Origin of the sequence: Flavobacterium sp. UGB4466 (assembly GCF_903469665.1) — a bacterium.
GTDB lineage: Bacteria > Bacteroidota > Bacteroidia > Flavobacteriales > Flavobacteriaceae > Flavobacterium > Flavobacterium lipolyticum.
Window position 1 is genome coordinate 46,876 of sequence record NZ_CAGKLC010000009.1, and the last position, 25,026, is coordinate 71,901.

The window sequence follows — 25,026 nt, forward strand, 5'->3', positions numbered from 1 at the left end:
GTCAAAATTCAATGATACTATCAATCGTTTCACATTTTACATATTACATTTTACATATCACACCTTACTATCCATGAAAATCTGCATCATCAACGGACCCAATTTGAATCTTTTAGGAAAAAGAGAACCGGAAGTTTACGGAAGTCAAACTTTTGAAGATTATTTTGCAACGTTACAGGACAAATTCCCAAACATTGAACTTTCCTATTACCAAAGCAATATTGAAGGCGAATTGATTGGAAAAATTCAGGAATGTGGTTTTACTTTTGACGGAATTATTCTGAATGCCGGAGCCTACACTCATACCTCTATAGGATTGGGAGATGCCATGAAAGCCGTTACAACTCCGGTAATCGAAGTACACATTTCGAACACCTACGCCCGTGAAAGTTTCAGACATCAATCGTATTTATCCGGAAATGCTAAAGGTGTTATCCTTGGTTTCGGACTAAAAAGCTACGAACTGGCCATTCAGTCTTTTCTATGAGATATGAGATGTAAGATGAGAACCGTGTAGGATAGGTAACTATTACCAATAAATAATTTTGATTAACGATTTTTGATTCTTAAGTCGTGACCAAATGTATTATGTTCCTGGATTTACTATTTAAACAAATACAACATTTCAGATCACATTTCACACTTAGCATCTTACATTTAACAAATTTTTAATAGCCTCATTTTTAACTTATTCTATTTTTGTGAGAGATACGACTCTCATGAAAAACTATACTTTACTTGCCTTTTTATTCTTTTCCGTTTCAAATTTCGCCCAAATTAAGGGAACCGTAACCGATGAAAAAGGGACACCTTTGCCCTTTGTATCCGTCTTTGAAGAAAACACCTATAGCGGAACGACTTCTAACGAGCAGGGAAAATACCAGCTTACCGTAAAAGAGCCGGGCAAAAACAAAATCGTTTTTCAATACCTGGGATATAAAACTCAAAAAATAACAATTCCTGCTGACGCAAAAACGACACTGCCGGATGTGAAAATGTCTGAGGAAAGTTTTGCTTTAAATGAGGTGGTGATTGACCCTAAAAACAATCCTGCCAACGCCATTATTAAAAGTGCTATGGCGGCCAAAAAAGACAACTCCGACAAAATTGCGCGATATACCGCCGATTTCTACTCCAAAGGAATGTTTAAAGTCAAAGACTTACCTAAGAAGATTTTGGGACAAAAAGTAGATCTGGGTGACGATCTTGCATCAAATTTAGATTCTACCGGAACTGGTATTTTATATTTATCCGAAACCATTTCTAAGGTTACTTTTGAAAAACCTAACAAATTAAAAGAACGCATTATCGCTTCTAAAATCTCGGGAAACAATAGAGGATATAGCTACAATACTGCTTCACGGTCGACTTATGATTTTTATGAAAACACGATAAACTTCGACACCAAACTCATTTCTCCTATTGCCGACAATGCTTTCGCTTATTATAAATACAAACTCGAAGGTACTTTTTTTGACGACAATAAACAGCAGATCTATAAAATCAAGGTAATCCCAAAACGCGATAAAGAACCTGTTTTTGAAGGCTACATTTACATTGTAGATGACAGCTTTGCCATTTACGCTATCGATTTGGACATCAAAGGCTATCGCATGAAAAACGAATTCACGGAGGTAATGAATCTAAAACAAAATTTTACCTACAATACACAAAATAAAATCTGGATTAAAAATGCACAAACCTTAGATTTCACTGCCGGTATTTTTGGTATTAAATTCTCCGGAAAATTTGCTTATATATATTCCAATTACGACTTTCCTGCTTCGTTTGAAAACAAAACATTCGGTAATGAAATTGTCTCTTTCGAACTCAACGCAAACAAAAAGGATGATACTTTCTGGAACAACATTCGTCCAATTCCTCTAACCATTGAAGAAAGTACCGATTACACTAAAAAGGATAGTCTGCAAATAATCAGAAAATCTCAAAAATATACGGACTCCGTTGATGCCAAAAACAACAAATTTAAAGTTCTGGATGTCTTAATGGGCTACGATTATAAAAATACTTACAAAAGACATTCTTTCGAATATAAAGGATTGTTGAATTTGGCCTCGCTAAGTTTTAATACCATTCAGGGATTTAATCTGGATTCCGGTTTCTCTTTTAAGAAATGGAGTGAAGACGAAAGTAAAACGACTTCGTTAAGTACCACTTTTAATTATGGCTTTTCAGATGAACACTTTAGGATTACCGGAGAATTCACTCATAAATTCAACAATATAAATCACGCTACGATTAGTGCCTCAGGGGGGACTAAAGTAGCACAATTCAATAGTGCCGAACCCATAACCAAGTTGATCAATTCTATAAGTTCTTTATTTTTTAAAGACAATTACATGAAACTGTATAATTTAGAGTTTGCACAGATCAACTATTCGCAAAACGTTCTAAATGGTGTCAGTCTCAATGCAAAATTGGGTTATGAGCAGCGAAAACCGCTTTTTAACACCACCGATTATTCTTTCTTCAAAAGAGATGACTTATACTCTTCCAACAATCCATTAGCTCCAAACGATTTCACCACTCCTGCATTTGAAAAACATCATTTGTTCAAAACAGCTTTAAGTGCCCGAATTAACTTTGGAAACAAATACATTTCGAGACCAGATGGAAGATATAATTTTAAAAACGACAAATTTCCAACACTCTTCTTAAATGTTGAGAAAGCCTTTGCAGCAAGCGAAAAGAAATATGAGTTTGAAAAAATAGGAGCGGCAGTTCTCTACGATTTATCATTGGGTAATAAAGGCGTTTTAGGAATGAGTTTTAAAGCCGCCAAATTCTTTAATGCTGATAACATTTCGTTTGTCGATTACAAACATTTTAACGGAAACCAGACTCACATTGGCACAAGCAGCCGTTACCTGAATGTGTTCAACCTGATGCCTTACTACACCAACAGCACCAACGACAGTTATTTCGAAATGCATTTGGAACACAACGACAAAGGCTACATTATGAATAAAATCCCGCTTTTGAATCTTTTAAAATCAACGATGAACATTGGTTTTCATTCACTGGCCGTACCGAACAGAAAACCTTACACTGAGTTTACTGCTGGTTTAGACAATTTAGGATTTGGGAAGTTCAAAATCTTCAGAGTAGATTATGTTCATTCTTACCAGGGAGGCATTCAGCAAAATGGCGTTGTCTTCGGATTGAAGATTTTGAATGTTCTAGACTAGGAAAAGTTACTGAGAAACTAAGGTTCTAAGATTCTAAGTTTTTCCTTAGCATCTTAGAACCTTAGCCACTTAGAGTATTTCCCCTCAATATAATCATCTCCTATTCTATAGGAAGAATCCAGCAAAATGATTTGAAAAAGTTACCGAGAAACTAAGGTTCTAAGATTCTAAGTTTTTCCTTAGCATCTCAGAACCTTAGCATCTTAGGTCCTTAGCCACTTAGAGTCTTTCTCCTCAATGATAATCATCCGGTTCAATATGAATCAACACATTGCCCAATTGCGGAATTTTTTCTTTTAAGGTATCCTGTAGTTTGTGTGATAACTCATGCCCTTCTTTCACCGAAATTTTAGCCGAAACTATGGCATGAAGGTCTACGTGATATCGCATTCCTGCTTTACGGATAAAACATTTTTCGGTACCCAGAATACCCGGAACTGTTAAAGCCTTTACACGGATTTCTTCGACTAAATCATCGTTCAGATTTTCGTCCATAATTTCACCCAAGGCTGGTCTGAAAATTTTATAACTGTTGTATAAGATAAAAAAAGCAGCAAAAAGCGCCGCCCAGTCATCTGCTGATTCATACCCCTGCCCCATAATCAAGGCAATCGAAATTCCGGCAAACGCCGCTACTGAAGTGATCGCGTCACTACGATGGTGCCAGGCATCTGCCGCCAATGATGAGCTGTTGGTTTGTTTGCTTCTTTTCATTACCAAACGAAATGAATATTCTTTCCATATGATAATAGCTCCCAAAACATAAAGTGTCCAGGTTTTTGGTAAATCATGCGGAGTCTGGATATTAGCAATACTCTCATATCCGATAATAGTCGCTGAAGTAATCAGAAAACCAACCACCAAAAACGTAATTAAAGGTTCTGCCCGACCGTGACCATAAGGATGATTTTCGTCTGCTGGTTTATTCGAATACTTAATTCCGAACAGGACCAAAAATGACGAAAATATATCGGTTGTCGATTCGATTGCATCGGCAATTAGGGCATATGAATTGCCAAAAAAACCTGCCAGCCCTTTTAAGATGGCTAAGCAGGTGTTTCCTATAATACTGAAATAAGTAGCTTTTACAGCTTTTTGTTCATCTGTCATTTAACTACGTTTATACTTTTTTTTGCCACGAATTCACGAATTATACAAAAAAGTATAATCTTAGTTTAAACTCGTGAATTCGTGGCAAATATTTCTACGCTTACGCTCTCACGATTTTTGCTCCAATGGCTCTCAAACGCTCATCGATACGTTCGTAACCACGGTCAATTTGCTCGATATTTTGAATCGTACTTGTTCCTTTTGCTGAAAGAGCGGCAATCAACAATGAGATTCCTGCACGAATATCAGGAGACGACATGGTTGTTGCTTTCAGTTGAGACTCAAAATTATGTCCCATAACCACCGCTCTGTGCGGGTCGCATAACATAATTTTTGCTCCCATATCGATTAATTTATCTACGAAAAACAAACGGCTTTCAAACATTTTCTGGTGAATTAAAACATCGCCTTTGGCTTGTGTTGCTACAACCAAAACAATACTCAATAAATCAGGAGTAAATCCTGGCCATGGTGCATCAGCAATAGTTAAAATAGAACCATCAATATCCGTTTTTACTTCGTATCCGTCTTTATGAGCAGGAATGTAAATATCGTCATTGCGTTTTTCAATGGTAATTCCCAATTTTCTAAATGTGTTTGGAATTAAACCTAAATTTTCCCAGCTTACATTTTTGATTGTAATTTCGCTTTTTGTCATCGCCGCAAGACCAATCCATGAACCAATTTCGATCATATCCGGAAGAATTGTGTGCTCACATCCACCAAGGCTTTCCACCCCTTCAATAGTCAATAAGTTTGAACCTACTCCGGTAATTTTAGCTCCCATAGAGTTTAACATTTTACACAACTGCTGTAAGTAAGGCTCACACGCAGCATTGTAAACAGTTGTTGTTCCTTTTGCCAAAACAGCAGCCATGACAATGTTTGCTGTTCCGGTTACTGATGCCTCATCAAGCAGCATATCTGTTCCGGTAAGACCTTCTTCAGGAGATTCTACTCCATAAAAATGATCTTCTCTGTTGTATCTGAATTTTGCTCCAAGATTAATGAAACCTTCGAAGTGTGTATCTAATCTGCGACGCCCAATTTTATCTCCTCCAGGTTTTGGAATATATCCTTTACCAAAACGTGCCAAAAGCGGTCCAACAATCATAATAGATCCACGAAGAGCTCCACCTTCTTTTTTGAAAGCTTCAGTTTCCAGATAACCTACATTAACCTCATCTGCCTGAAACGTAATCGAACCTGGCTCATTTCGTTGGATTTTCACACCTAAATTACCCAATAAAGTAATTAATTTATTGATGTCAATAATATCGGGAATATTATTAATTCTCACTTTATCCCCCGTTAAAAGCACGGCGCATAAAATTTGTAATGCTTCATTTTTTGCTCCTTGCGGAGTGATTTCTCCTTTTAAAGGTGTTCCTCCTTCGATTTTAAAAATTCCCATATTTCTTTTTTAGGTTCTAAGGTTCTGAGATTCTCAGGTTCTAAGACTCTAAGAAAAAATCTTAGTACCTCAGTCCCTTAGCATCTTAGCTACTTTTTTACTTCTGATTATTATTTTTCTGAAAAGGTTTCGGTTTTCCTGGACCTTTATTGTTTTTATTGTTTTGGATTTTTGGTTGTCCTGCCGGTGTAATCTTATTCGACATACGCTTATTGGTACGCAATAAATCAGTTGTATTTAAAAGCTCTTCTGAACTTTGAAGCAAATTGATTTTACCTCCCGACAACTCATACAGATGCTCAAAAATCACATCGTCTTTTACGGTATCCTTGTTCCAGCTTAAATAAGACTTTTTCATGTGATTGGCAATCACCATTACCAAAGCATTTTTCATCTCGCCATCTTCCCATTTATTGGCAACATCGATCATGTACTTGATATTGTTTCCGTAAAATCTGTATTTTGGAAAATTCTGCGGATACTGTAAAGCATCCGGTTTTAACTGCAAAACATCACGAGACGGAATTGGGTACGGCGAATCAACATTCAATTTGAAATCAGACATAATAAAAAGCTGATCCCATAATTTATGCTGAAAATCCGGCACATCCCGCAAATGCGGATTCAGACTTCCCATTACCTGAATAATGTATTTAGCAGCTTTGTTGCGTGTTTCGGCATCTTCAATTGCAGTAGCCTGATCGATCAATTTTTGCAAATGACGACCGTATTCCGGAATGATTAACCGTTGTCTTTCAGAATTGTATTCTAAATTAAAAACAACGTCATTCGCACTTTCTTTTTTATATTTTTCGTTCATAAGTTATAATGAAACTATACCTTCTATGGTAGAAACTTCTTTGTATTTGCTAATCACCTGCTCAGCACTATGCATGGTAACATCAACCGAAACACTGGTAAATTTACCGGTTTTAGATTTTGTGGTTTTGATAACCGCTCCCATACTGTCAAAAGCTTTTTCAACTCGCTCAACATTATCGTCTACTGAAGGAACTATGAATTTATACAAGTATTCTGCTGGCCAGGTATTTGAATTGTCTAACTCAACTTTTAATCTTTCGTAAAATTCAGCGGTGTTTTTTTCTTTATCGTTCTCCATTCGTAATTAAAAATAAACGCAAATATACGGTTTTGATTTCAGACTTTCGGTTTTAGATTTTAGATTTTTCAGAAGGAAATAATGATTGTTTTTTTACTACAAATTCCACTAATTATCACTAATTAAAACAACAGATAAAAACTGTAGTTTTTGCACCATTTTAAAACAAGTTACTACCTAAAAAAGCAGCTGAAATTAGTGGAATTCGTGGCAAACTTTTATATTTGAAAAACTTCACACCTTTGCTCCCGATAGCTATCAGGATTACGGGATTGAACCACACCACAATGAAAAAAATTATCATCTTTCTTTTTACTACTCTCACTTTTCACAACATTCACGCACAGGAAATTAAAACTTTAACCTATTTCCAAAACGACACACTCAGACTGGATTTAGATTTATACCTGCCCCAAAAAAAAACAAATGAAAAAACTCCATTAATCTTATTCGCATTTGGAGGAGGTTTTTCGGGTGGAGAACGAACCAGTGAAAAAGATTTTGGCCTTTTTATGGCGAAAAACGGCTACGCGGTTGCCAGCATCTCCTACAGCCTGTACATGAAAGGAAAAGATTTTGGCTGTAAAGGCACTTTAACCGAAAAGATAAAAGCAATTCAAATTGGCGTTAGTGATATGTGGCAAGCCACCTCATTTTTAACTGAGAATGCAGCCCAATACAATCTCGACACCTCAAAATTCTTTATTTCAGGGATCAGCGCAGGTGCCGAAATTGGCTTTCACGCTTCTTTCTGGGATTACAAACTGATGAATTTGTACCCAAACAATTTATCTCCTGATTTCAAATATGCCGGTTTCATTGGAGGCTCGGGTGCTATTATGGACATTAATCTAATTACCAAAGAAAAAGCGATTCCAATGTTGTTAGCACACGGAAACAACGACGAAACGGTTCCTTACAATGCAGGCTCGCATCGCTCCTGCCTACCAAATGCTTCTGGCTGGCTGATTTTATTTGGATCTTATGCCGTATACAATCACATGAAAGACTTACACAAAAATATAGAATTGATTACTTTTTGTGGAGGCGGACACGAATTTTCGGGATATTTATTTCATGAAGGACAACAATATGTTCTGGATTTTGTAAATAACGTTTTGAAAGGCAAAAAAATCGAATCGCATTTGATTATTCCTTCACAAAAGAAAAGCCCCGGGAATTATTTGTTTTGTGAATAATCATTTCACCCCAATGGGGGTTCTATAAATATTACGTCCCGATGGGACTTATCAATATTTTCTAAGATATATTGGCTTTTCAAAAAAATCCTGAAATCTAGACATCTTTTGAAACTGCTCCAGCGCAGCACAATATCTCTAACGAATACGATTTCCCAATACCAAAAGCTCCAACGGAGCGATATATCCCGGCTAAAATTTATTTCTCCCCAATGAGGGTCCTATAAATATTACGTCACTTCGGAGCTTCTTGAAATTCAAAAAACAAAAGATTTTTAACAAACCGCCGAAGCTTACATTTATTTTAAATTGCGAAATCGTTCGTTTAAGGCAAAATAATCTTTTTAAATACCAATAAGTTTAGGTAAATTTGCGCTTTATTTTTAGAAAGTGCAAAAACAAATTATAGTTCTCATTGGTGGCCCGGGAACGGGAAAATCTACTCTAATCAACGAATTGGTAGCTCGTGGCTACTGCTGTTACCCTGAAATTTCAAGACAAGTTACACTCGAAGCGCAACAAAGAGGCATCGAGCAATTATTTTTAGAACAACCTTTATTGTTCAGCGAAATGTTATTGAATGGCCGAATTAAACAATTTGAAAATGCGATTGAAGAACCTCACAATGTAGTTTTTATCGACCGTGGAATTCCCGATGTTGTAGCTTACATGGATTACATTAATGATGATTATCCTGAAAGTTTTGTAAAAGCCTGTAAGGATTATAAATATTCAAAAACTTTCATTTTACCGCCATGGGAAGAAATTTACGAAAGCGACACCGAGCGTTACGAAAATTTTGAGCAGGCCGAAAAAATCCAAAAACACCTTGTTGATACCTATAAAAAATATGGCTACGACTTAATTGAAGTACCTAAAGATACGGTTGAAAACAGAATTCTTTATATCTTAGATAAAATTTAGGCAGGCGTTTAAAGTTGCAAAACTAGAAACTGATTTCTAAATTTTTTAACTTTAAAACACGACCAATGCCACAAGCACAGGAAATTCTTTCAAAATACTGGAAACACGACAGTTTCAGACCGATGCAAAAGGAGATTATTGACTCTGTTTTGGACGGTCAGGATACCTTTGCCCTGCTGCCAACAGGTGGAGGAAAATCGATTTGTTTTCAGGTTCCAAGTATGATACTGGAAGGCATTTGCTTAGTCATTTCACCTTTGGTTGCTCTTATGAAAGATCAGGTTGCCAACCTGCAGAAACGCAACATAAAAGCTATTGCACTAACAGGAGGTATTCATACCGAAGAAATTATAGATCTTCTTGACAATTGCCAATACGGCAATTACAAGTTTTTATATCTTTCTCCCGAAAGACTGCAATCAGACTGGATACTGGAACGCATTAAAAACCTTCCGATTAATCTAATTGCAATCGACGAAGCGCATTGTGTTTCACAATGGGGACACGATTTTCGCCCTGCCTATCTGAAAATTTCAGAACTTAAAAAATATTTTTCAAAGATTCCGTTTTTAGCTTTAACTGCAACAGCAACACCCAGAGTCATCGAAGACATTAAAACAGAACTGGGATTAAAAGACCCCGTACTTTTTCAGCAATCTTTTGAAAGAAAAAATATTGCCTACATGGTTTTTGAAGTCGAAGACAAGCTGTATCGCACCGAACAAATCTTAAAGAAAAACCCGCAGCCCTCTATTATATATGTACGAAATCGAAAATCGTGCATCAACCTTTCCACTCAATTACAATCATTAGGTTTTACTGCAACCTATTACCATGGCGGACTTTCGGCTAAAGAAAAAGACAAAAACATGCAGCTTTGGATGTCGGAACAAGCACAGGTTATTGTAGCGACTAATGCGTTTGGAATGGGAATCGACAAAGACAATGTAAAAACAGTCATTCACACACAACTACCCGAAAACTTAGAAAACTATTATCAGGAATCCGGAAGAGCCGGACGAAATGGAGAAAAAGCTTTTTCGGTATTGCTCTTTAATAATTCAGATGCCACTCAAACTGAACAGCAGTTTTTAAGCATTCTGCCCGATAAAAAGTTTCTAAAAGCAATGTATATAAAACTCTGTAATTATTTTCAAATTGCGTATGGAGAAGGTTTAGACGAGTCCTTTTCTTTTAAACTAAATAACTTTTGCAACAAATACGATTTCCCCACTTTAAAAACATACAATGCATTGCAGTTTTTAAACCAACAGGGAATCATTACTTTGTCGCAGGAATTCTCAGAAAAAATTACTTTACAATTTATAATCGAATCCAAAGAGGTGATTCGATACATGAATCTCAATCCAAACGACGAGGAAATTATATTAGCAATTCTAAGAACTTACCCCGGAGTTTATGACATCAAAACTCCTTTTAATCTTTCGCTGATTGCAAAAAAATCACACCATACAGAAGAACAGGTTTTATCTCTTTTAGAAAAATTAAAAGAGAAAGAAATTATCGAATACAAAGCCAAAAACAACGATTCAACTGTGTTATTTAATGAAGTGCGTGAAGACGAATTAACTATAAATCGCGTTTCTAAATATCTGGAAAAACAGAATGAACTCAAAAAAGAACAACTTTCTTCCGTCCTCTATTATATAAAAGAAAACAAAACCTGTAAAAACAGATTGATTCTGGATTATTTTGGAGAAGAAACCAACGAAAATTGTGGCGTTTGCTCCTATTGCATTACGCTAAAAGGCAAAATCACTGAAGCCGATTCGATTGCAGATAAAATTCTGTATTTGCTAAAATCAACCGCTTTGACTTCTAGAGAAATTCAGTCTCAAATTAAAATGGATGCCAATGATATTATTTTGGTACTTCAGAAATTATTAGAAAACAATCATATCACCATACTGGCGAACAATAAATACACTTTAAAATCATAATGGAAAAATTGAGAATTATTTTCATGGGGACTCCCGAATTTGCTGTCGGCATTTTGGACACCATTCTTAAAAACAACTACGATGTTGTGGGTATAATTACTGCGGCAGACAAACCTGCAGGACGCGGACAAAAAATAAAATACTCAGCAGTAAAAGAATATGCATTGGCAAATAACCTTACGTTACTTCAGCCAACAAACTTAAAAGACGAGACTTTTTTAGCGGAGTTAAAAGCGCTGAATGCAAATTTACAAATTGTAGTTGCCTTCAGAATGCTTCCAAAAGTCGTCTGGGAAATGCCGGAATTTGGAACATTTAACCTTCACGCTTCTTTATTACCAAATTACCGTGGTGCCGCACCAATTAACTGGGCCATTATTAACGGAGAAACCAAAACTGGAGTCACCACCTTCTTTATCGATGACAAAATAGATACCGGAGCAATGATCCTGAATTCGGAAATTGCAATTGAGCCGGAAGAAAATGCCGGACAATTACACGACCGACTTATGGCATTAGGAAGCGAAACTGTTATTGACACTTTAAAAGTTATTGAAAGCAGAAATGTAAAAACTACCATTCAGGAAGACACCGCCGAAATAAAAACCGCTTACAAATTAAACAAAGAAAACTGCAAAATCGACTGGACCAAATCCGGTGCCGAAATCAACAATCTCATTCGCGGTTTAAGTCCGTATCCTGCATCCTGGTGCTTTTTAAAAGACAGAGAAGAAGAACAAACCATCAAAATATATGAGGCAAAACTGCTTCCTGAGACACATTCTCACGAAGCTGGAAGTCTGATTTGCAGCAAAAAAGAAATCAAAGTTGCAGTTAAAGATGGTTACATTCAACTTTTGAGTTTACAGCTGCCCGGAAAAAAAAGAATGCAGGTAGCAGAATTACTCAATGGAATCACTTTTTCTGAAAGTGCCAAAGTCTATTAAGGTCAATAAAACAGGGGTTTCTACCTGATTTTGACCAACTAACGCTCTGCTTTATGAACAAAAAAAGCAAGTTATTAACAATTTTTACTAAAAATAAAGAAAACACTTGCAAGGAACGGATTTCCTATTAAATTTGTGTATTAACAATTTTTTTTAACCAACAATTAATAACTAATATTATGAACAAATCAGAATTAATCGATGCTATCGCTGCTGATGCAGGAATCACAAAAGCTGCGGCAAAATTAGCTTTAGAGTCATTTTTAGGGAACGTAGGAGCTACTCTAAAGAAAGGTGGGAGAGTTTCATTAGTAGGTTTTGGATCATGGTCTGTATCTGCTAGAGCTGCAAGAGACGGTAGAAACCCACAAACAGGAAAAACTATTCAAATCGCTGCGAAAAATGTTGTAAAATTCAAAGCTGGAGCTGAATTAGAAGGTGCAGTGAACTAAGTAAGAAAGTTCTCTAAACTAATAATATAATCAAAACCCTTCTTATGAAGGGTTTTTTTTTGCGCTTCAACGATTTTATTTGGGATTTTAGAAATTTTATGATTAAATTTAATAAAAATTGTAGCCGTATGATTTCAGAAAAATTAAAAAAAGGACACCTGCTTATTGCCGAGCCTTCTATAATTGGAGATTTATCATTTAATAGATCGGTAATTTTATTAGCAGACCATAACAAAGAAGGATCAATAGGATTTATCATTAATAAACCTTTAAAGTACACTATTAATGACCTGATTCCTGAGATTGAAGCCTCTTTCAAGATATATAACGGAGGTCCTGTTGAACAGGACAACCTTTATTTTATTCACAATATTCCAGAGTTAATCCCGAATAGTGTTGAGATTTCTAATGGAATTTATTGGGGAGGTGATTTTGAATCGACCAAGGACTTAATAAACAACGGATCTATCAGTAAAAATAACATTCGTTTTTTCTTAGGGTATACCGGTTGGGATGAAAATCAGCTTGAGAATGAAATGCAGGGGAACTCCTGGATTATTGCCGATAATAATTATAAAAATAAAATTATCGGAAAATCAACCACCCATTTCTGGAAAGAGCAAATCATTGAACTTGGAGGCGATTACCTTATCTGGTCAAATGCACCTGAAAATCCATATCTGAATTAATTTTCAGAAATGGATTCATTCAGCTTTTGTAACAACAGCTGAGCCAAATTACTTGTAAAGTCCTTTTTTCGATATTTCGTGATCGGCTGTATCCCCATGATCACATTAGTCAGAAATAACTCATCAGCTTTTTGAAGATCAAATGGTGAAATTATTTCCTCCACTACTTCTATGCCCTCTACTTTTTTAGCCAAAGCTAAAATCTGCTTGCGCATCACACCGTTCAGACAACCTTCAGAAACCGGTGGAGTTATAAGTTTTTTACCCATAACCATAAATAAATTCCCCTGTAATACCTCAACTACATTTTTTGTATCGTTAAGTAAAATACAATTGGCCAGACCATTTTCATGAGCAAAAACACTTCCGGTAACATTTATCATCTTATTAGTAGTTTTGATCGACGACAACAATTGCTTCGTCACATAAAAATCTTTATACAAATCCACTTCGTATTCAGCTGAATTTAAAGCATATAAAACATCTTCAAGTACTGTTGCATGAATCAAATACGAAACCTCATTTGTTTTAGGCAAATAAAGTCCGCCCTCTTTTCTAAAAACAGTAATTCTGGCTCTGGCTGATGCCGAAATTCCTTTTTGCTGAACGAGGTTTAAAATCTGCTCTTCAAAATATTCCATGGTAAAATTCATCGGAATTTCCATTCGAACCACACGCATGGAAGCCATTAATCTGAAATAATGATCTTCTAGGAACAAGATTTTATTATTGATAATTTTTACTGTTTCAAAAACACCATCTCCGTATAAAAATGCGCGGTTTTGAGTTAATATATTATCTTCTTCTGCTACTATATTTCCGTTAAAATTAATCATAAAAAAACCCTGAATTTTGTTCAGGGCAAATATAAGGTATAAAATAGAATTTTACTAAACAGATCCAATAAGATGTTTCAGGTCTGAGATCTGATTCTCCCACAGTTGTTTAGCTTCTCCTACTTCTTCTTTATCAGCGAAATCAACTACCATTAACGATACGTCTTTGGTAAGTTCATCAACCAGAATATGCAATTCAAAAAAATACTCCGTGTCTTTACTACTTTCATCCACCCATTTGAATTTGACTTTTTCACCTGTTTTTTTGGAAGCCAAACGTGCTTTTTCCTGTGAGTCATTCCAGATAAAAGTAAAAAATTCTCCTCTTGAATTCACATTATCAGCAAACCATTCTGATAATCCTGACGGAGTTGATATATATTGATACAATAGTTGCGGCGAAGAATTGATCGGAAACTCGATTTCGTAACGTATTTTTGGATCCATGTGCTACTTTTAATTTTTTTGGAAATATAAGAATATATGTCCAAAAACAACACATTTTTAAAAATATTTTTTTTTCTTCATTTTATGCTTGTATGCTTTAATATTATTTCTATCTTTGCACCCGCAATGAGGAACACGGTTCTACTTGCAGTCTTGGCGAGGTAGCTCAGTTGGTTAGAGCGCAGGATTCATAACCCTGAGGTCACGGGTTCAATTCCCGTCCTCGCTACAAAAAATAAACCCCTAATCATCAATTGATTAGGGGTTTTTATTTAAATTTACACCCTCTCTAACCAGTTGATTTAGAATGAGGAAATTAAAAAAAGCAACTGGAATTCGAACAATGTAAACAATACGACAGCGGACTTCAGACTTTATACTTCTTCTTTTTTTATAAGAAAAGTATGCGGACAGTTCAGAATAGTATTTTATAAGCTAAATCATTTATAAAAACATGGATATAGTTAAATTTAAAATCACGTCAAAAACGATAAAAGTAGAAGTACGCAATTCGAATAACTACGTTTTTAATTTCAACACTGCTTTAGAGATTGAAAAAGAAGACAGAGAGGTTTTATTAAGACTGTACAATGCCCTGGACCTTCTTTTTAAAAAAGAAACTCATCCTGAGATTAAAAACTATATTTCACCTAATCAAACTAACATTTTGGATCAGATTTCTGCTGCTGATAATCTGGAGCAGGAAAAATAAACCATCGTTAGTATATCATTGAAAATTTATTTTCTAAAAAGAGGAAGTCTGCACACCGTGAGATTTTCTCTTTTTTTTTGTTTTTTTGTTAGATTCTAAACAATTTCAGAACATCCAAATTCTAATCTCCGGCTTTTGTTATTCAAAAATAACTTCTCCAAAACCTTAATCTGAGGCTCACACTGTCTTTTACGAGACGAAAATCAAAAACTTACTTCAAAATCCAAACCAAAATCAGGTATTTCTACTTAGTGAATTCATCTATTAAAAAACGATTTTTGTTGCGAATTACGTGAAACCGTAAGTTATTCTCTGAAAACTGATATAACTTAGCGTATTAAAAAGAATAAAAATCACAAAAAGAAAACTATAATACTTAACCATAAAATAAAAACCAAAAAAACGAACCATGGAAAAACTTTGGTGTTGGCGTTGCAAAACAGAAGTTCCTATGTTACATACAGAAGAATATCAAATTGCAACTAAACTCTATCGTAATGGCTTTGAACATGGAAAATGTAATATGACCAGAACAGAGCGATTCAGTGAACTTCTAAATTACTATAAAGAACTAACCGGATTTAAAGAAACCAATCCCAATGCTATTATGCATCATCGAATTGATCTTTACGGTCCGCCTTGTGAATGTTGTTCTAAACCTTACCGAACTCCTCAGGCAAAATTTTGTGCAGCCTGTGGACACAAAAGAACAGCTACAGTAACCAACAGTAATCACACCTTTACAGAGGAGGAACAAAAATGGTGGCAAAAACTACTGGAATCAAACACCATTAGTCAGCCAGTGCTTGCTGTTAGTACTTTAATTGCAAAACTGGATTTAAATTTATAAAAATCAAAAAAACGAAATCAATCCTGGAATCCATTTTTAGTTGTACTAAAAGTGGATTTTCTGCTTTCAGGAATATACAGCTGTTTTTTTAATGTAAAAAATGCGTTAAAATAGCTTTCGGACAACAATTCTTCGACAATTAAAAATACTTTTGTGAGAACGAAAACACACATTGGTATGGATTCCGAAAAATTCATCTTCTGCCTCGAAGGTGTTCCTGACATCGAAAACAATTTTGTTACCCAGGTAGTAAAAAACCTGGAAGAAATCGCTATTGATCAGGGTATCGCCAGTATTTACAAAACTTGCGACACCATTGAAGGCTTAGAAGAAAGCCTGAATGTTTTACTTTATGAAGATCACAATTTTAAAGATTACGAAATTATTTATTTGGTAATGCCAGGCGGACCCAACAACATCTGCCTGCATGATTACTATTATAGTCTGGAAGAAATCGCAGAACTTTTTGAAGGAAAAATGAAAGGAAAAATTATTCATTTTGCCAATTTAAAAGTACTTGATTTAAACGACGAAGAAGCGCAGTACTTTTTGGACATTACCGGTGCACGGGCGATTTCGGGTTACGGCTCTTCTTATAATAAGATAGCGAGCTGTAGTACCATCGACAAAGCTTTTTTTAGTCTGTATCAGGAAAATGACGACATTACTGAAGTGGTGGAAGAACTTTATCAAAAACATTATGCGCTTTGTAAATTACTTGATTTTAGACTGTATTATTAAATTATGAAAAGCAATGCCAACGGAGAGATAAAAACCTATGGTGCGAAAGTGTTTCGTGAAAAATTTCTGGGACAGGAAAACCCCATGCATTTATTGTTTAAATCCAGCTCTGACCATTTTTTTTGTCTGGAAATGGAAGAAATGATGCAGCTTCGTTACGCTGTTCCTCCTTCAAAACACAGTTGTCATACCATACTTTTTGTGACTTCCGGAGTTCATGTTGCAAAGGTTGGTTTCGAAGAATACCAAACCAATCCAAATGAAATGCTTATTGTTCCGGCCGGGCAGATTTTCTCTATTGAGCATATTAACACGAAACATATTGGTTTTATTTGCCAGTTTCATCCGGATGTTTTGATCGGCAAATACGGCAACAGTGAAATGCTAAATGATTTCGACTTTCTTAAAATTGGAGGAAATCCAAAAATTACAATCTCTCCGGACCACTTTCATTTTATAGTGAATCTCTTTGAGCGTTTACAAGCTGCTTATCTTGAAACTGAAATCGACAATGCTGATATCGTTCAGTCTTATTTAATGGCTTTGTTCTTTGAGATGAATAAAAATGCTCCCAAAACATCTAAAAGCAATACAGCCGCAGCTGTTATTTTTGCTAAGTTCAAAAAACTCATTTACGCTAATATCAGGACGCATCATCAGGTAAATTATTACGCCTCTTTACTTAATGTTACCCCCAATCATTTAAACAAATCAGTCAAATCGGCAACCGGTAAGTCTGCAGTCAAATGGATTGATGAGACCATTTTAACAGAAGCTAAATACCTACTGTATCAAACTACCTTTTCTGTAAGTGAAATCGCCATGCAGGTAGGACACGAAGATCATTCTTACTTTAGCCGTTTCTTTAAAAAACATGAAGGAATCACTCCTATTCAATATCGTAAATTGATTGATAAGTCCTAATTATTGCTTCCTGTATCCTATAAACTTGAAAAACGTTTATTGAAATTTGTTCCGTTAAAAAAAACAAATTATGATTTACGTTTTCAAAACATCCGTTGACACACCATCAAAGCTGGAATTCGCAAGTGCATTACTTGATGAACGGATACCAAATGCGATATGGAATTTTGACCTTGAGGACTGCGATAATATCTTAAGAATTGACAGTGAGGCTGAAATAAATGAAAAGATTCTCAAGAATGCGATTTTCGATTGTGTCGAATTAGAATAAATTCAAAAAAAGTATAGTATACAACACTTGCCTGTTTGTTAGAAAAGCTTGATTTGAGTGGTCAGTAATTTTTTACCTCTATACCCAAAAAAACAGGGATGCAAAACCAATTGCATCCCTGTTCCTTTTTAAACAACTTATAAACTAATTACTGTCTCCATTGCGGATCTCCTACTTTTTTATCAATTAACGTTTGATTTTTAAGTGTAAAATTTCCTGTTGCACTATTCGTAAACTGAGGATCCAACGTTCCGTAAGTTCCCGAAGCATCATATTTTACCGCAGCAACACCGGCTGTATGTAATGCAGCCGAATTAAAATAGTTATTATTCAAGAAAGTAGGTGCTGTCGTTAAGGTCTGATTGGTATACATCGCTAATGGTGTTTCAAAAAGCGTGTTGCGAATTGTCGAAGCATTACTGGCAAAACGTACGTACAGAATTCTATTAGAAGCTGTCATCGCTTTATTTGAAATGGTACAGGCATCTACCAATACTGTAGTTGTTAAACCCGTCCCGGTAATGTTAGGCGCGTTATCGACACGGATAAAATCGCGGCCTGTAGCACAATTGTTAAAAGTACTGTTTTTAAGGGTTAACGATGCCAAATGCGAGGTTCTAAAATCGATACAATCACCTTGTACCGTTAATATGTTAGTAACGACACTATTTTCAACCGTCACCGAAACAATTTTAGTAATACCTGTTGCCGTTTGTGTTATAAACGATTTCACAAAATCATGAACATTACAACCACTAATTAAAAGTGCCCCATAAGCAGTACTTACTTCATTGTACTTTACAGCATCACTTTGAGTTTTGTCTCCGTTAATATCCAAATCAATTAAACTAACGGATTTAGCGCCTGCGTTTAGTGTAAATTTATTATGAAGCAAAGGCTTATTATCGCTTCTTAGACCTCTAATCGTAATCGATTTATTCAAAATAATTTCACCAACAAAAACATTGTATTCTCCCGGCATCAATACCAATACTGCATCAGGATCTGCCGCTGCGATTTTTGCATTCAAATCATCCGTAGGTTTAACTAAAGTAGCTGTTCCAATATCAATTCCTGTAGTAAAAGTAACCACTCCTCTCTTTTTGGTTCCGTTAAATAAAGTGGCAGTATAGGCCGTTTCTCCTGTAAATCCCGTAACTATCGCTGCACCGGCCGTTTTTTCGGCTGCTGTAATCGTGTGAGTAATTCCACCCGGCCCCACAGTAATTTGGGTAACAGAACTGTTAGGCGTCCATCTTAACGTCACTTGTTTTGCTTCGATATCGGCAGGCTGCACAGGGAAGAAGATTTGCTCCGTTAATGTTGCTGCTGTTGTTATGGACCATTTCGAATCGGCAAGTCCTGAAGCACTTACCGCTTTTACTCTTATCGAATAAACCGTTTCTCCTTCTAACGCTACTTTTACCGGAAGTTCTTTTGCGGTAACATTAACCGTTTTGTAAATTGTTTTGAAATCCGGATCATCAGCACTAAATTCTACCGTATAATGATCAACATCTTCCTTAGCAGTCCAGTTTAATTCCACCGTGGTTTGATTTTTCACTACCGCTTTCAGTTCTATTGGAGAAAATACTCTATTAGCTCCTATATCTTCCAGCACTGCTTCATTGTAACTTTCGCAACCGGCAATTACCAATAAAAACATAGCCAGCAATCCTTTAAATATATATTTTGCGTTCATAATTCTAAACTATAGTTTATTTCTTAATTGTTTTTAGTTTCCAAAAACCCAGTCATTGGCTAACTGTCCATTACTTCCGTCAATAAACGTTTGCCAGATTGGCCAAAATTGTCTTTTATCAGGATTAACTCCGGCTTTATACAATGTACTTATTTTGTTATCATCCAGCTTGTCCCAGCTTTTTGAGGTATAATCAGTACCCTGCGCCTGAGTTTCTCCACGGTTTAAACCATAAATTTCAAGTGTAGTATTATCTGCTTTGTATTTATAATAAAGTGTTGAAGGTACATTGGCATATTCATCACTGCGTGCTTTTAAACGAGTCATTTTAACCTTTGCTTCATCTAATTTTACTTTTAACAAGTTCCAACGGATCAGCGCAAACTTACGTTCCATTTCTCCGGTAAACTCATATTTATTCTCCTCAATAATACCGTTCAGCATGGCTTGCTTACTTGTCAGACCGTCTACATAAGCGTCTACTTTTACCGCTTGGTTTTGCGAAGCAAACGCTCTGCGGCGGATTTCTTTTAAATAGACCGCAGCAGATCCCGGGCCTTCCAATTCATTTGCTGTTTCAGCAGCCATTAAAAGTACCTCGGCATAACGCATATAAATTTTATTTACCCCATCGTCACTTGGCGCCGAAACGATACGATTCATCCATTCGAAACGATATTTACCAAAATACCAGGTTTGTAAATCTGTAAGTTCCTGTTTGGACTTGCCATTTACCGCGGCTCCCCATTTGTAAGGCACACAGGTAACATCTCTGCGGCTGTCGGCCTGATCGTAGTCATAAAAAACAAATGGCAACGGTCCGTTTACACCGCCTTTATTAGTTCCCATCTGCTGAAACTGATCCGAAGCATCATGTCGCACCGCAAAAGTGAATAACATTCTGCCACGTGTGGCTGCAAAAGGGATTTCCCAAAGCGATTCTCCTCCGGCTGTTATACTTTCCTGATTGTATTTTCTCCACAAACCTTCAAAAGTAGGCTCTAGTCGTGCAGAACCACTGGCAATTACAGAACGACACTCGTCTAATGCCAGTTTGTACATTGCCGCTACTGAAAGTGCAGGATCTGTACTTCTTCTCACTCCGTCGGGATATTGTTGAAAGCCACTGGACATCAAAGCCAAACGGGCTCTTAAACCTTTTACAAAAGCCTTGTTGATACGCTCTGTGCTTGTTGTAACTGCAGTTTCATTAGGCCATGCTACTAAACTTGAAGCTTCGCCTAAATCGGCAATTAACTGTTTGTAAATTTCGTCACGACTTGTTTTAGACACGTAGATTGTGGACGTAGAAACAGGTTCAAAACGAGCTGGGACATCGCCCCAGTTTCTGATCAGATCAGCATAATAAATGGCTCGTAAAGTAAGTGCTTCTCCTAACAACTGCCCCATCTCTGTATTCGGTAATGGATTGCCGTACTTGCGCAGACCTCTGATACACAAATTAGCACGTTCAATTCCTTCATACATCATGGCCCAGGCATTTTTTGGCGAATTCATTTCTGTATTATCCGATTTTGCATCGTAAACTACCAGATCCGATTTGACATTGTCACTCGAAGAAGTCAAAAGCCATTCTGTATCTGTATTTAGTCCTTGGTAAGTCAAAAGTCTTCCTCTATAAGATTGCTCCTCTCCAAATGAGACTTTTATTCCATCGACAGCACCCTGAGCTAATCCGGCAGTAGAAAAAATAAGCTGTTCGTCTAAGGTTGACTGTGCCGGTGTATCAAAATATTCCTCCCCGAAATCCTGACAAGAAGTCAACAAACCTGAGATCATCAATCCTGCTATTATTACTTTATATTTCATTTTGTGATACGTTTTAAATTAGAAATTAAGGTTTAAACCAAAAACCAACTGCCTGCTGCGTGGATAAGCCGAATAATCAACTCCCGGTGTTAGCGGAGTTTTTCTTCTTGTTGATACTTCAGGATCCGGACCAGAGTAATTTGTAATTACAAACACATTCGTTGCTGTAAAATAGAATCTCAATTTACTTACTCCCAGCTTAGAGGTTAAGGCTTGCGGTGTACTATATCCTAAAGTCAGCGTATTCAGTCTGAAGAACGAACCATCTTCTACTGCCCAGTCTGTAAACATGAATTTTTGCATGTAAGGAGACCACATGGTAGTATTGGCATTTAACGCTTCCAAAGCGGTAGGATCTGTTACCAATTGTCCCGAAGCAGGATCTAAATTTGTCCATCTTTTGCCATCTGCCATCTCGGTGTTTAAATTTTTGTATTGCCCGTTTCGGTTTGCTGTTGAAAACTCGGCTTTATTGGCATTGTAAATATCATTACCAACGCTCCAGTTGAAAGCAGCAGAAAGATCAAAACCGTAAGCATTTGCATTAATAACCAAACCTCCGGTATGTTTTGGATTAGAATTTCCTATTACTTTTTGATCCGATGCTGTCACTTTATTATCAGCAGAACCATCTGTATTTTTCAGCTTCATCATCCCCGGCTGCAGAGCACCTACTACACTGCTTGCATCAACAACTCCTGCTTTTAGAGTATACCTTCCTCCTGTATAATCAAAATCCGAAACTTCATAGCGCCCATCGCTTTGATACCCGTACATTAATCCCATTGGAGAACCTACATTTACCACATAATCATTCCCAACATCAGTAGACGCCCAATTGGTATTTGTCCCAAAATTATCCATTACTCCAAGAGAGTTAATTCGATTTTTATTCATTCCAACATTCACAGAAAAGCTCAAACCAAAATTTTTCTTTTCGATGGCTATAAAATTCAGGGTGGCTTCAAAACCGGTATTTTGTGTTTCACCCATATTTCTAAACTGGGTTTTGTAACCTGTACCTCCTACCGGAAATTCAATCAGTAAATCCTTCGTTACATTTTTGTACACATCAAAAGTTCCGTTCAGACGATTTTTGAAAAACCCGAAATCAAGACCGATATTTTGCGTTACAGTAGTCTCCCACTTCAAATCCGGATTTGCCAAAACACTCGATGGAGACCAATAGCTATCGAAACCGTTTATGAACCCATTTGTACTGGACAAATAACTCTGAACGGTTTGTCCAACAGGAATGTTATTGTTACCCGCCTCACCATAACTAAGTCTTAGCTTTAGAAGATTTAACCAGGAAGCATTTTTGAGGAAATTCTCTTCAGAAATTTTCCATGCTGCCGCTGCTGCCGGGAAATACCCCCAACGGTTGTTTCCTAAAAACCTGCTGGAACCGTCTGCACGAAAAGAAGCTGTTACTAAATAGCGATCTTTGAAATCATAATTTAAACGTCCGAAAAAGGACAGTAATTTATCATCCGCACTGTAAAAATTGTCCACTGAAAAAGGCGTTCCCTGTGTCGTTAATTTCTTAGCCTGATCTAAATCAAAAAATTTCGGATAATTTAAAATCGTGGTGGTTACGGTATTTGAGGTTGTCGTAATCATCTCTTCTCCTAAAAGCGCCGTCAAATGATGATTGTCTCCCAGAATATTTTTAAAATCATAGTTTAAAGTATTGGCATTTCTGAAACGTACATCTTTACGATCGCTCATGACCATACCTGGTTTTCCTGCACCTATCTTGGCTGTACTTGAAAAATAAGTAGAAGACCCATAAAAACGATAATCAGAATAGTTGGAATTGTCCAATCCTAAATCACTTTGAAATTTTAGATCTTTGGCCAGCTTCCATCCAAAGCTTCCTAATAAATTATAATTTTTTCGGTACTGCTGGCGGTCATTGTCTGTTATAGCTAAAAATGGATTAACCAGATAACTGTTCACAGACTGGTCATCATTATCAGTAGTTAACCCCGGCATTGGAACAGGTGCATAACCCACACTATGACGCAAACGGCTGTCTAATGATGAAGCCTGATTTTGATCGTTTGCACCACCACCATTGATATCAGTATCAGAGTAACGCACTGTAAATCCAAGGTCTATTTTTTCGCTTGCTTTATTTTTCAAGGCCAATGAGAGGTTATTTCTTTTAAAATTTGAACCTGCCATAATTGCTTTTTCATCGTAATACGCATAGTTGAAGTTGTAACTAAGCTTTTCATTCCCTCCACGAATTCCTAAATCACGGCTGTTTACTTCACCGCGACGGCCGTAAACCTGCTTTTGCCAATCCGTTCCTTTTAAACCGTTATACAGATCACGATCCTGCCAGTTACCAAAATACTTGGTATAGGAACTTGGATTGCTCAAGATCGTTTTATCCGTCTGATCCAATAAAGCGTATTCGTATTGCCATTTTACAAAATCATCAACCGGAAGAACCTCGATTTCTTTGGCCATGGTTTTCATTCCGTAAAACATATTATAGCTCACAGCCATTTTTCCGTCTTTACCGGTTTTAGTTGTAATAATAATAACCCCGTTTGCTCCTCTTGATCCATAGATTGCAGTAGAAGAAGCATCTTTCAAAACCGTCATCGATTCAACATTAGAAGCCGCAATATCACTCATGCTGTTTACCGGAAAACCATCCACAATAATTAATGGGGAAGCATCTTGTGTTAAAGACCCGCCTCCACGTACTCTGATTTTAATATCGGCATCCGGTGAACCTTCGCTTGAACTAACCTGAACTCCGGCGATTCTCCCTGTTAAAGCTTCGGCTATATTAGAAACCGGAACTTTTTTCAGGTCATTTCCTGAAATGGAAGAAACAGCCCCTGTCAGATCCGATTTTTTAACGGTACCATAACCTACCACAACCACTTCATTTAAAGCATTTGAATCTTCGATTAAAACAACATCAACTTTCGTTTTTCCGACAGCATTGACTTCTTTGGTTTTAAAACCTATAAACGAATAGGTTACAACTGCTTTAGGATTGGTCAATTTTAATTTGTAACGTCCGTCAAAATCTGAGGAAGTTCCGTTTTTTGTTCCTTTCTCTAATATATTAACACCCGGCAACGTGAGTCCTGCAGCATCCTTAACGGTTCCTTCGAGTGTAATACTTTGCGCATGCATTTGATTGCCGGCCAGTAAGCACAATAAGAAAACAACTGCAAAGCAACAATTTGCTCCTTTGTTAAATAAATCTTTAAAATTCATGATTGATTGTTTAAGTTATTAATTGTTTGTTCAAAGTGGTTATTTCGTTTTTATCAGGTTACCTCTTTTTTAACTGATTGTCAAAGCCTCACTTCTAGGACAACAGTTTCTTTTTTAGGTTGTTTTTGACCTTCGAAATAAGGTCCTTTTTTAAGCCTTAAAAAAAGTTGTAATCGATTACACAAACTTAAATATTTTTTTGAGATAAAAAATTAAAAGTCATAAAAATTTCCCAAAATAAATGACATACCCAAAATAAAGTCGCCTTTTTATATCACAAATGCAATTTAAGTTCGATATAAATAGTAAATATATTTTTATTTTTTTAGCGGATTGCCGTGGTTTTACAAAAAAAACAATCGATTACAACGAAACTCATTGCGATATTGTCAACTCCTTTTTCCTGCTTTTTTTAATGGCTGTTTTTTCAAAAAAAACA

22 protein-coding genes and 1 tRNA gene are annotated in these 25,026 nt (G+C 36.4%); 14 read left to right on the plus strand and 9 right to left on the minus strand.

Annotation, left to right across the window (positions count from 1 at the left end; genetic code table 11):
- Nucleotides 1-73 precede the first annotated feature (73 nt).
- Nucleotides 74-487, plus strand: a complete 414-nt coding sequence (aroQ, locus tag JO950_RS04405; protein ID WP_202701518.1) for a type II 3-dehydroquinate dehydratase — start codon at nt 74-76, stop codon at nt 485-487.
- A 232-nt stretch (nt 488-719) separates the two neighbouring features.
- The gene (locus JO950_RS04410) at nt 720-3,209 is read left to right on the plus strand and encodes a DUF5686 and carboxypeptidase regulatory-like domain-containing protein (protein ID WP_202701474.1); all 2,490 of its coding nucleotides are present in this window, start codon (nt 720-722) and stop codon (nt 3,207-3,209) included.
- A 234-nt stretch (nt 3,210-3,443) separates the two neighbouring features.
- On the opposite strand, the gene JO950_RS04415 is transcribed toward JO950_RS04410, so the two are convergent.
- From JO950_RS04415 to JO950_RS04430, 4 genes are all read right to left on the minus strand, one after another.
- Nucleotides 3,444-4,319 carry a cation diffusion facilitator family transporter gene (locus JO950_RS04415; protein ID WP_202701476.1) on the minus strand — a complete coding sequence of 292 codons (876 nt, stop codon included), beginning with the start codon at nt 4,317-4,319 and terminating at the stop codon, nt 3,444-3,446.
- A 100-nt stretch (nt 4,320-4,419) separates the two neighbouring features.
- Nucleotides 4,420-5,733, minus strand: a complete 1,314-nt coding sequence (murA, locus tag JO950_RS04420) for a UDP-N-acetylglucosamine 1-carboxyvinyltransferase (protein ID WP_202701478.1) — start codon at nt 5,731-5,733, stop codon at nt 4,420-4,422.
- A 97-nt stretch (nt 5,734-5,830) separates the two neighbouring features.
- Entirely contained in the window at nt 5,831-6,553 is a 723-nt protein-coding gene (locus JO950_RS04425) for a DUF4290 domain-containing protein (RefSeq protein WP_202701480.1), read from the minus strand.
- Between the two features lie 3 nt (nt 6,554-6,556).
- Nucleotides 6,557-6,853 carry a DUF493 family protein gene (locus JO950_RS04430; protein ID WP_202701482.1) on the minus strand — a complete coding sequence of 99 codons (297 nt, stop codon included), beginning with the start codon at nt 6,851-6,853 and terminating at the stop codon, nt 6,557-6,559.
- A 287-nt stretch (nt 6,854-7,140) separates the two neighbouring features.
- Here JO950_RS04430 and JO950_RS04435 point away from each other — a divergent pair, with 287 nt between their 5' ends.
- The 6 genes from JO950_RS04435 (at nt 7,141) to JO950_RS04460 (ending at nt 13,025) form a co-directional block, all read left to right on the plus strand.
- A complete protein-coding gene (locus tag JO950_RS04435; RefSeq protein WP_202701484.1) occupies nt 7,141-8,052 on the plus strand; it encodes a carboxylesterase family protein in 912 nt (303 codons plus the stop codon).
- Nucleotides 8,053-8,442: 390 nt separating this feature from the next.
- Nucleotides 8,443-8,976 (plus strand): AAA family ATPase, encoded by a 534-nt coding sequence (locus tag JO950_RS04440; protein WP_202701486.1) that lies wholly within the window; start codon nt 8,443-8,445, stop codon nt 8,974-8,976.
- Between the two features lie 65 nt (nt 8,977-9,041).
- The gene (locus tag JO950_RS04445; protein ID WP_202701488.1) at nt 9,042-10,937 is read left to right on the plus strand and encodes an ATP-dependent DNA helicase RecQ; all 1,896 of its coding nucleotides are present in this window, start codon (nt 9,042-9,044) and stop codon (nt 10,935-10,937) included.
- Nucleotides 10,937-11,884, plus strand: coding sequence for a methionyl-tRNA formyltransferase (gene fmt, locus JO950_RS04450; RefSeq protein ID WP_202701490.1), 948 nt, complete (start codon nt 10,937-10,939; stop codon nt 11,882-11,884). The genes JO950_RS04445 and fmt overlap by 1 nt, the downstream gene beginning before the upstream one ends.
- Nucleotides 11,885-12,063: 179 nt before the next feature.
- Complete coding sequence (locus tag JO950_RS04455) at nt 12,064-12,336, plus strand: HU family DNA-binding protein (RefSeq protein ID WP_017498096.1); 273 nt, start codon at nt 12,064-12,066, stop codon at nt 12,334-12,336.
- Between the two features lie 128 nt (nt 12,337-12,464).
- Entirely contained in the window at nt 12,465-13,025 is a 561-nt protein-coding gene (locus JO950_RS04460; RefSeq protein ID WP_202701492.1) for a YqgE/AlgH family protein, read from the plus strand.
- Here JO950_RS04460 and JO950_RS04465 read toward each other — a convergent pair.
- Entirely contained in the window at nt 13,022-13,861 is an 840-nt protein-coding gene (locus JO950_RS04465; RefSeq protein WP_202701494.1) for an aminotransferase class IV, read from the minus strand. The genes JO950_RS04460 and JO950_RS04465 overlap by 4 nt on opposite strands.
- Nucleotides 13,862-13,915: 54 nt before the next feature.
- Nucleotides 13,916-14,308: an START-like domain-containing protein gene (locus JO950_RS04470; protein ID WP_017498093.1), complete on the minus strand. Its 393-nt coding sequence runs from the start codon at nt 14,306-14,308 to the stop codon at nt 13,916-13,918.
- Between the two features lie 155 nt (nt 14,309-14,463).
- Here JO950_RS04470 and JO950_RS04475 point away from each other — a divergent pair.
- From JO950_RS04475 to JO950_RS04500, 6 genes are all read left to right on the plus strand, one after another.
- Nucleotides 14,464-14,537: transfer RNA gene (locus JO950_RS04475), tRNA-Met, on the plus strand.
- A 225-nt stretch (nt 14,538-14,762) separates the two neighbouring features.
- The gene (locus JO950_RS04480) at nt 14,763-15,020 is read left to right on the plus strand and encodes a hypothetical protein (protein ID WP_017498092.1); all 258 of its coding nucleotides are present in this window, start codon (nt 14,763-14,765) and stop codon (nt 15,018-15,020) included.
- Nucleotides 15,021-15,471: 451 nt separating this feature from the next.
- A complete protein-coding gene (locus JO950_RS04485; protein WP_202701496.1) occupies nt 15,472-15,870 on the plus strand; it encodes a hypothetical protein in 399 nt (132 codons plus the stop codon).
- Between the two features lie 177 nt (nt 15,871-16,047).
- Nucleotides 16,048-16,611: a DUF6642 family protein gene (locus tag JO950_RS04490; protein ID WP_202701519.1), complete on the plus strand. Its 564-nt coding sequence runs from the start codon at nt 16,048-16,050 to the stop codon at nt 16,609-16,611.
- 3 nt (nt 16,612-16,614) lie between these two features.
- Nucleotides 16,615-17,535: an AraC family transcriptional regulator gene (locus JO950_RS04495; protein WP_202701498.1), complete on the plus strand. Its 921-nt coding sequence runs from the start codon at nt 16,615-16,617 to the stop codon at nt 17,533-17,535.
- Between the two features lie 70 nt (nt 17,536-17,605).
- Entirely contained in the window at nt 17,606-17,806 is a 201-nt protein-coding gene (locus JO950_RS04500) for a hypothetical protein (protein WP_017498086.1), read from the plus strand.
- A gap of 148 nt (nt 17,807-17,954) precedes the next feature.
- Here the strand turns inward: JO950_RS04500 and JO950_RS04505 are convergent, their stop codons facing one another.
- The 3 genes from JO950_RS04505 to JO950_RS04515 are packed head-to-tail and all read right to left on the minus strand — an operon-like array spanning nt 17,955 to nt 24,587.
- Complete coding sequence (locus JO950_RS04505; protein ID WP_202701500.1) at nt 17,955-19,508, minus strand: DUF4957 domain-containing protein; 1,554 nt, start codon at nt 19,506-19,508, stop codon at nt 17,955-17,957.
- A gap of 33 nt (nt 19,509-19,541) precedes the next feature.
- Entirely contained in the window at nt 19,542-21,338 is a 1,797-nt protein-coding gene (locus JO950_RS04510) for a RagB/SusD family nutrient uptake outer membrane protein (RefSeq protein ID WP_202701503.1), read from the minus strand.
- 18 nt (nt 21,339-21,356) lie between these two features.
- A complete protein-coding gene (locus tag JO950_RS04515) occupies nt 21,357-24,587 on the minus strand; it encodes a TonB-dependent receptor (RefSeq protein ID WP_202701504.1) in 3,231 nt (1,076 codons plus the stop codon).
- Nucleotides 24,588-25,026: the final 439 nt, after the last annotated feature.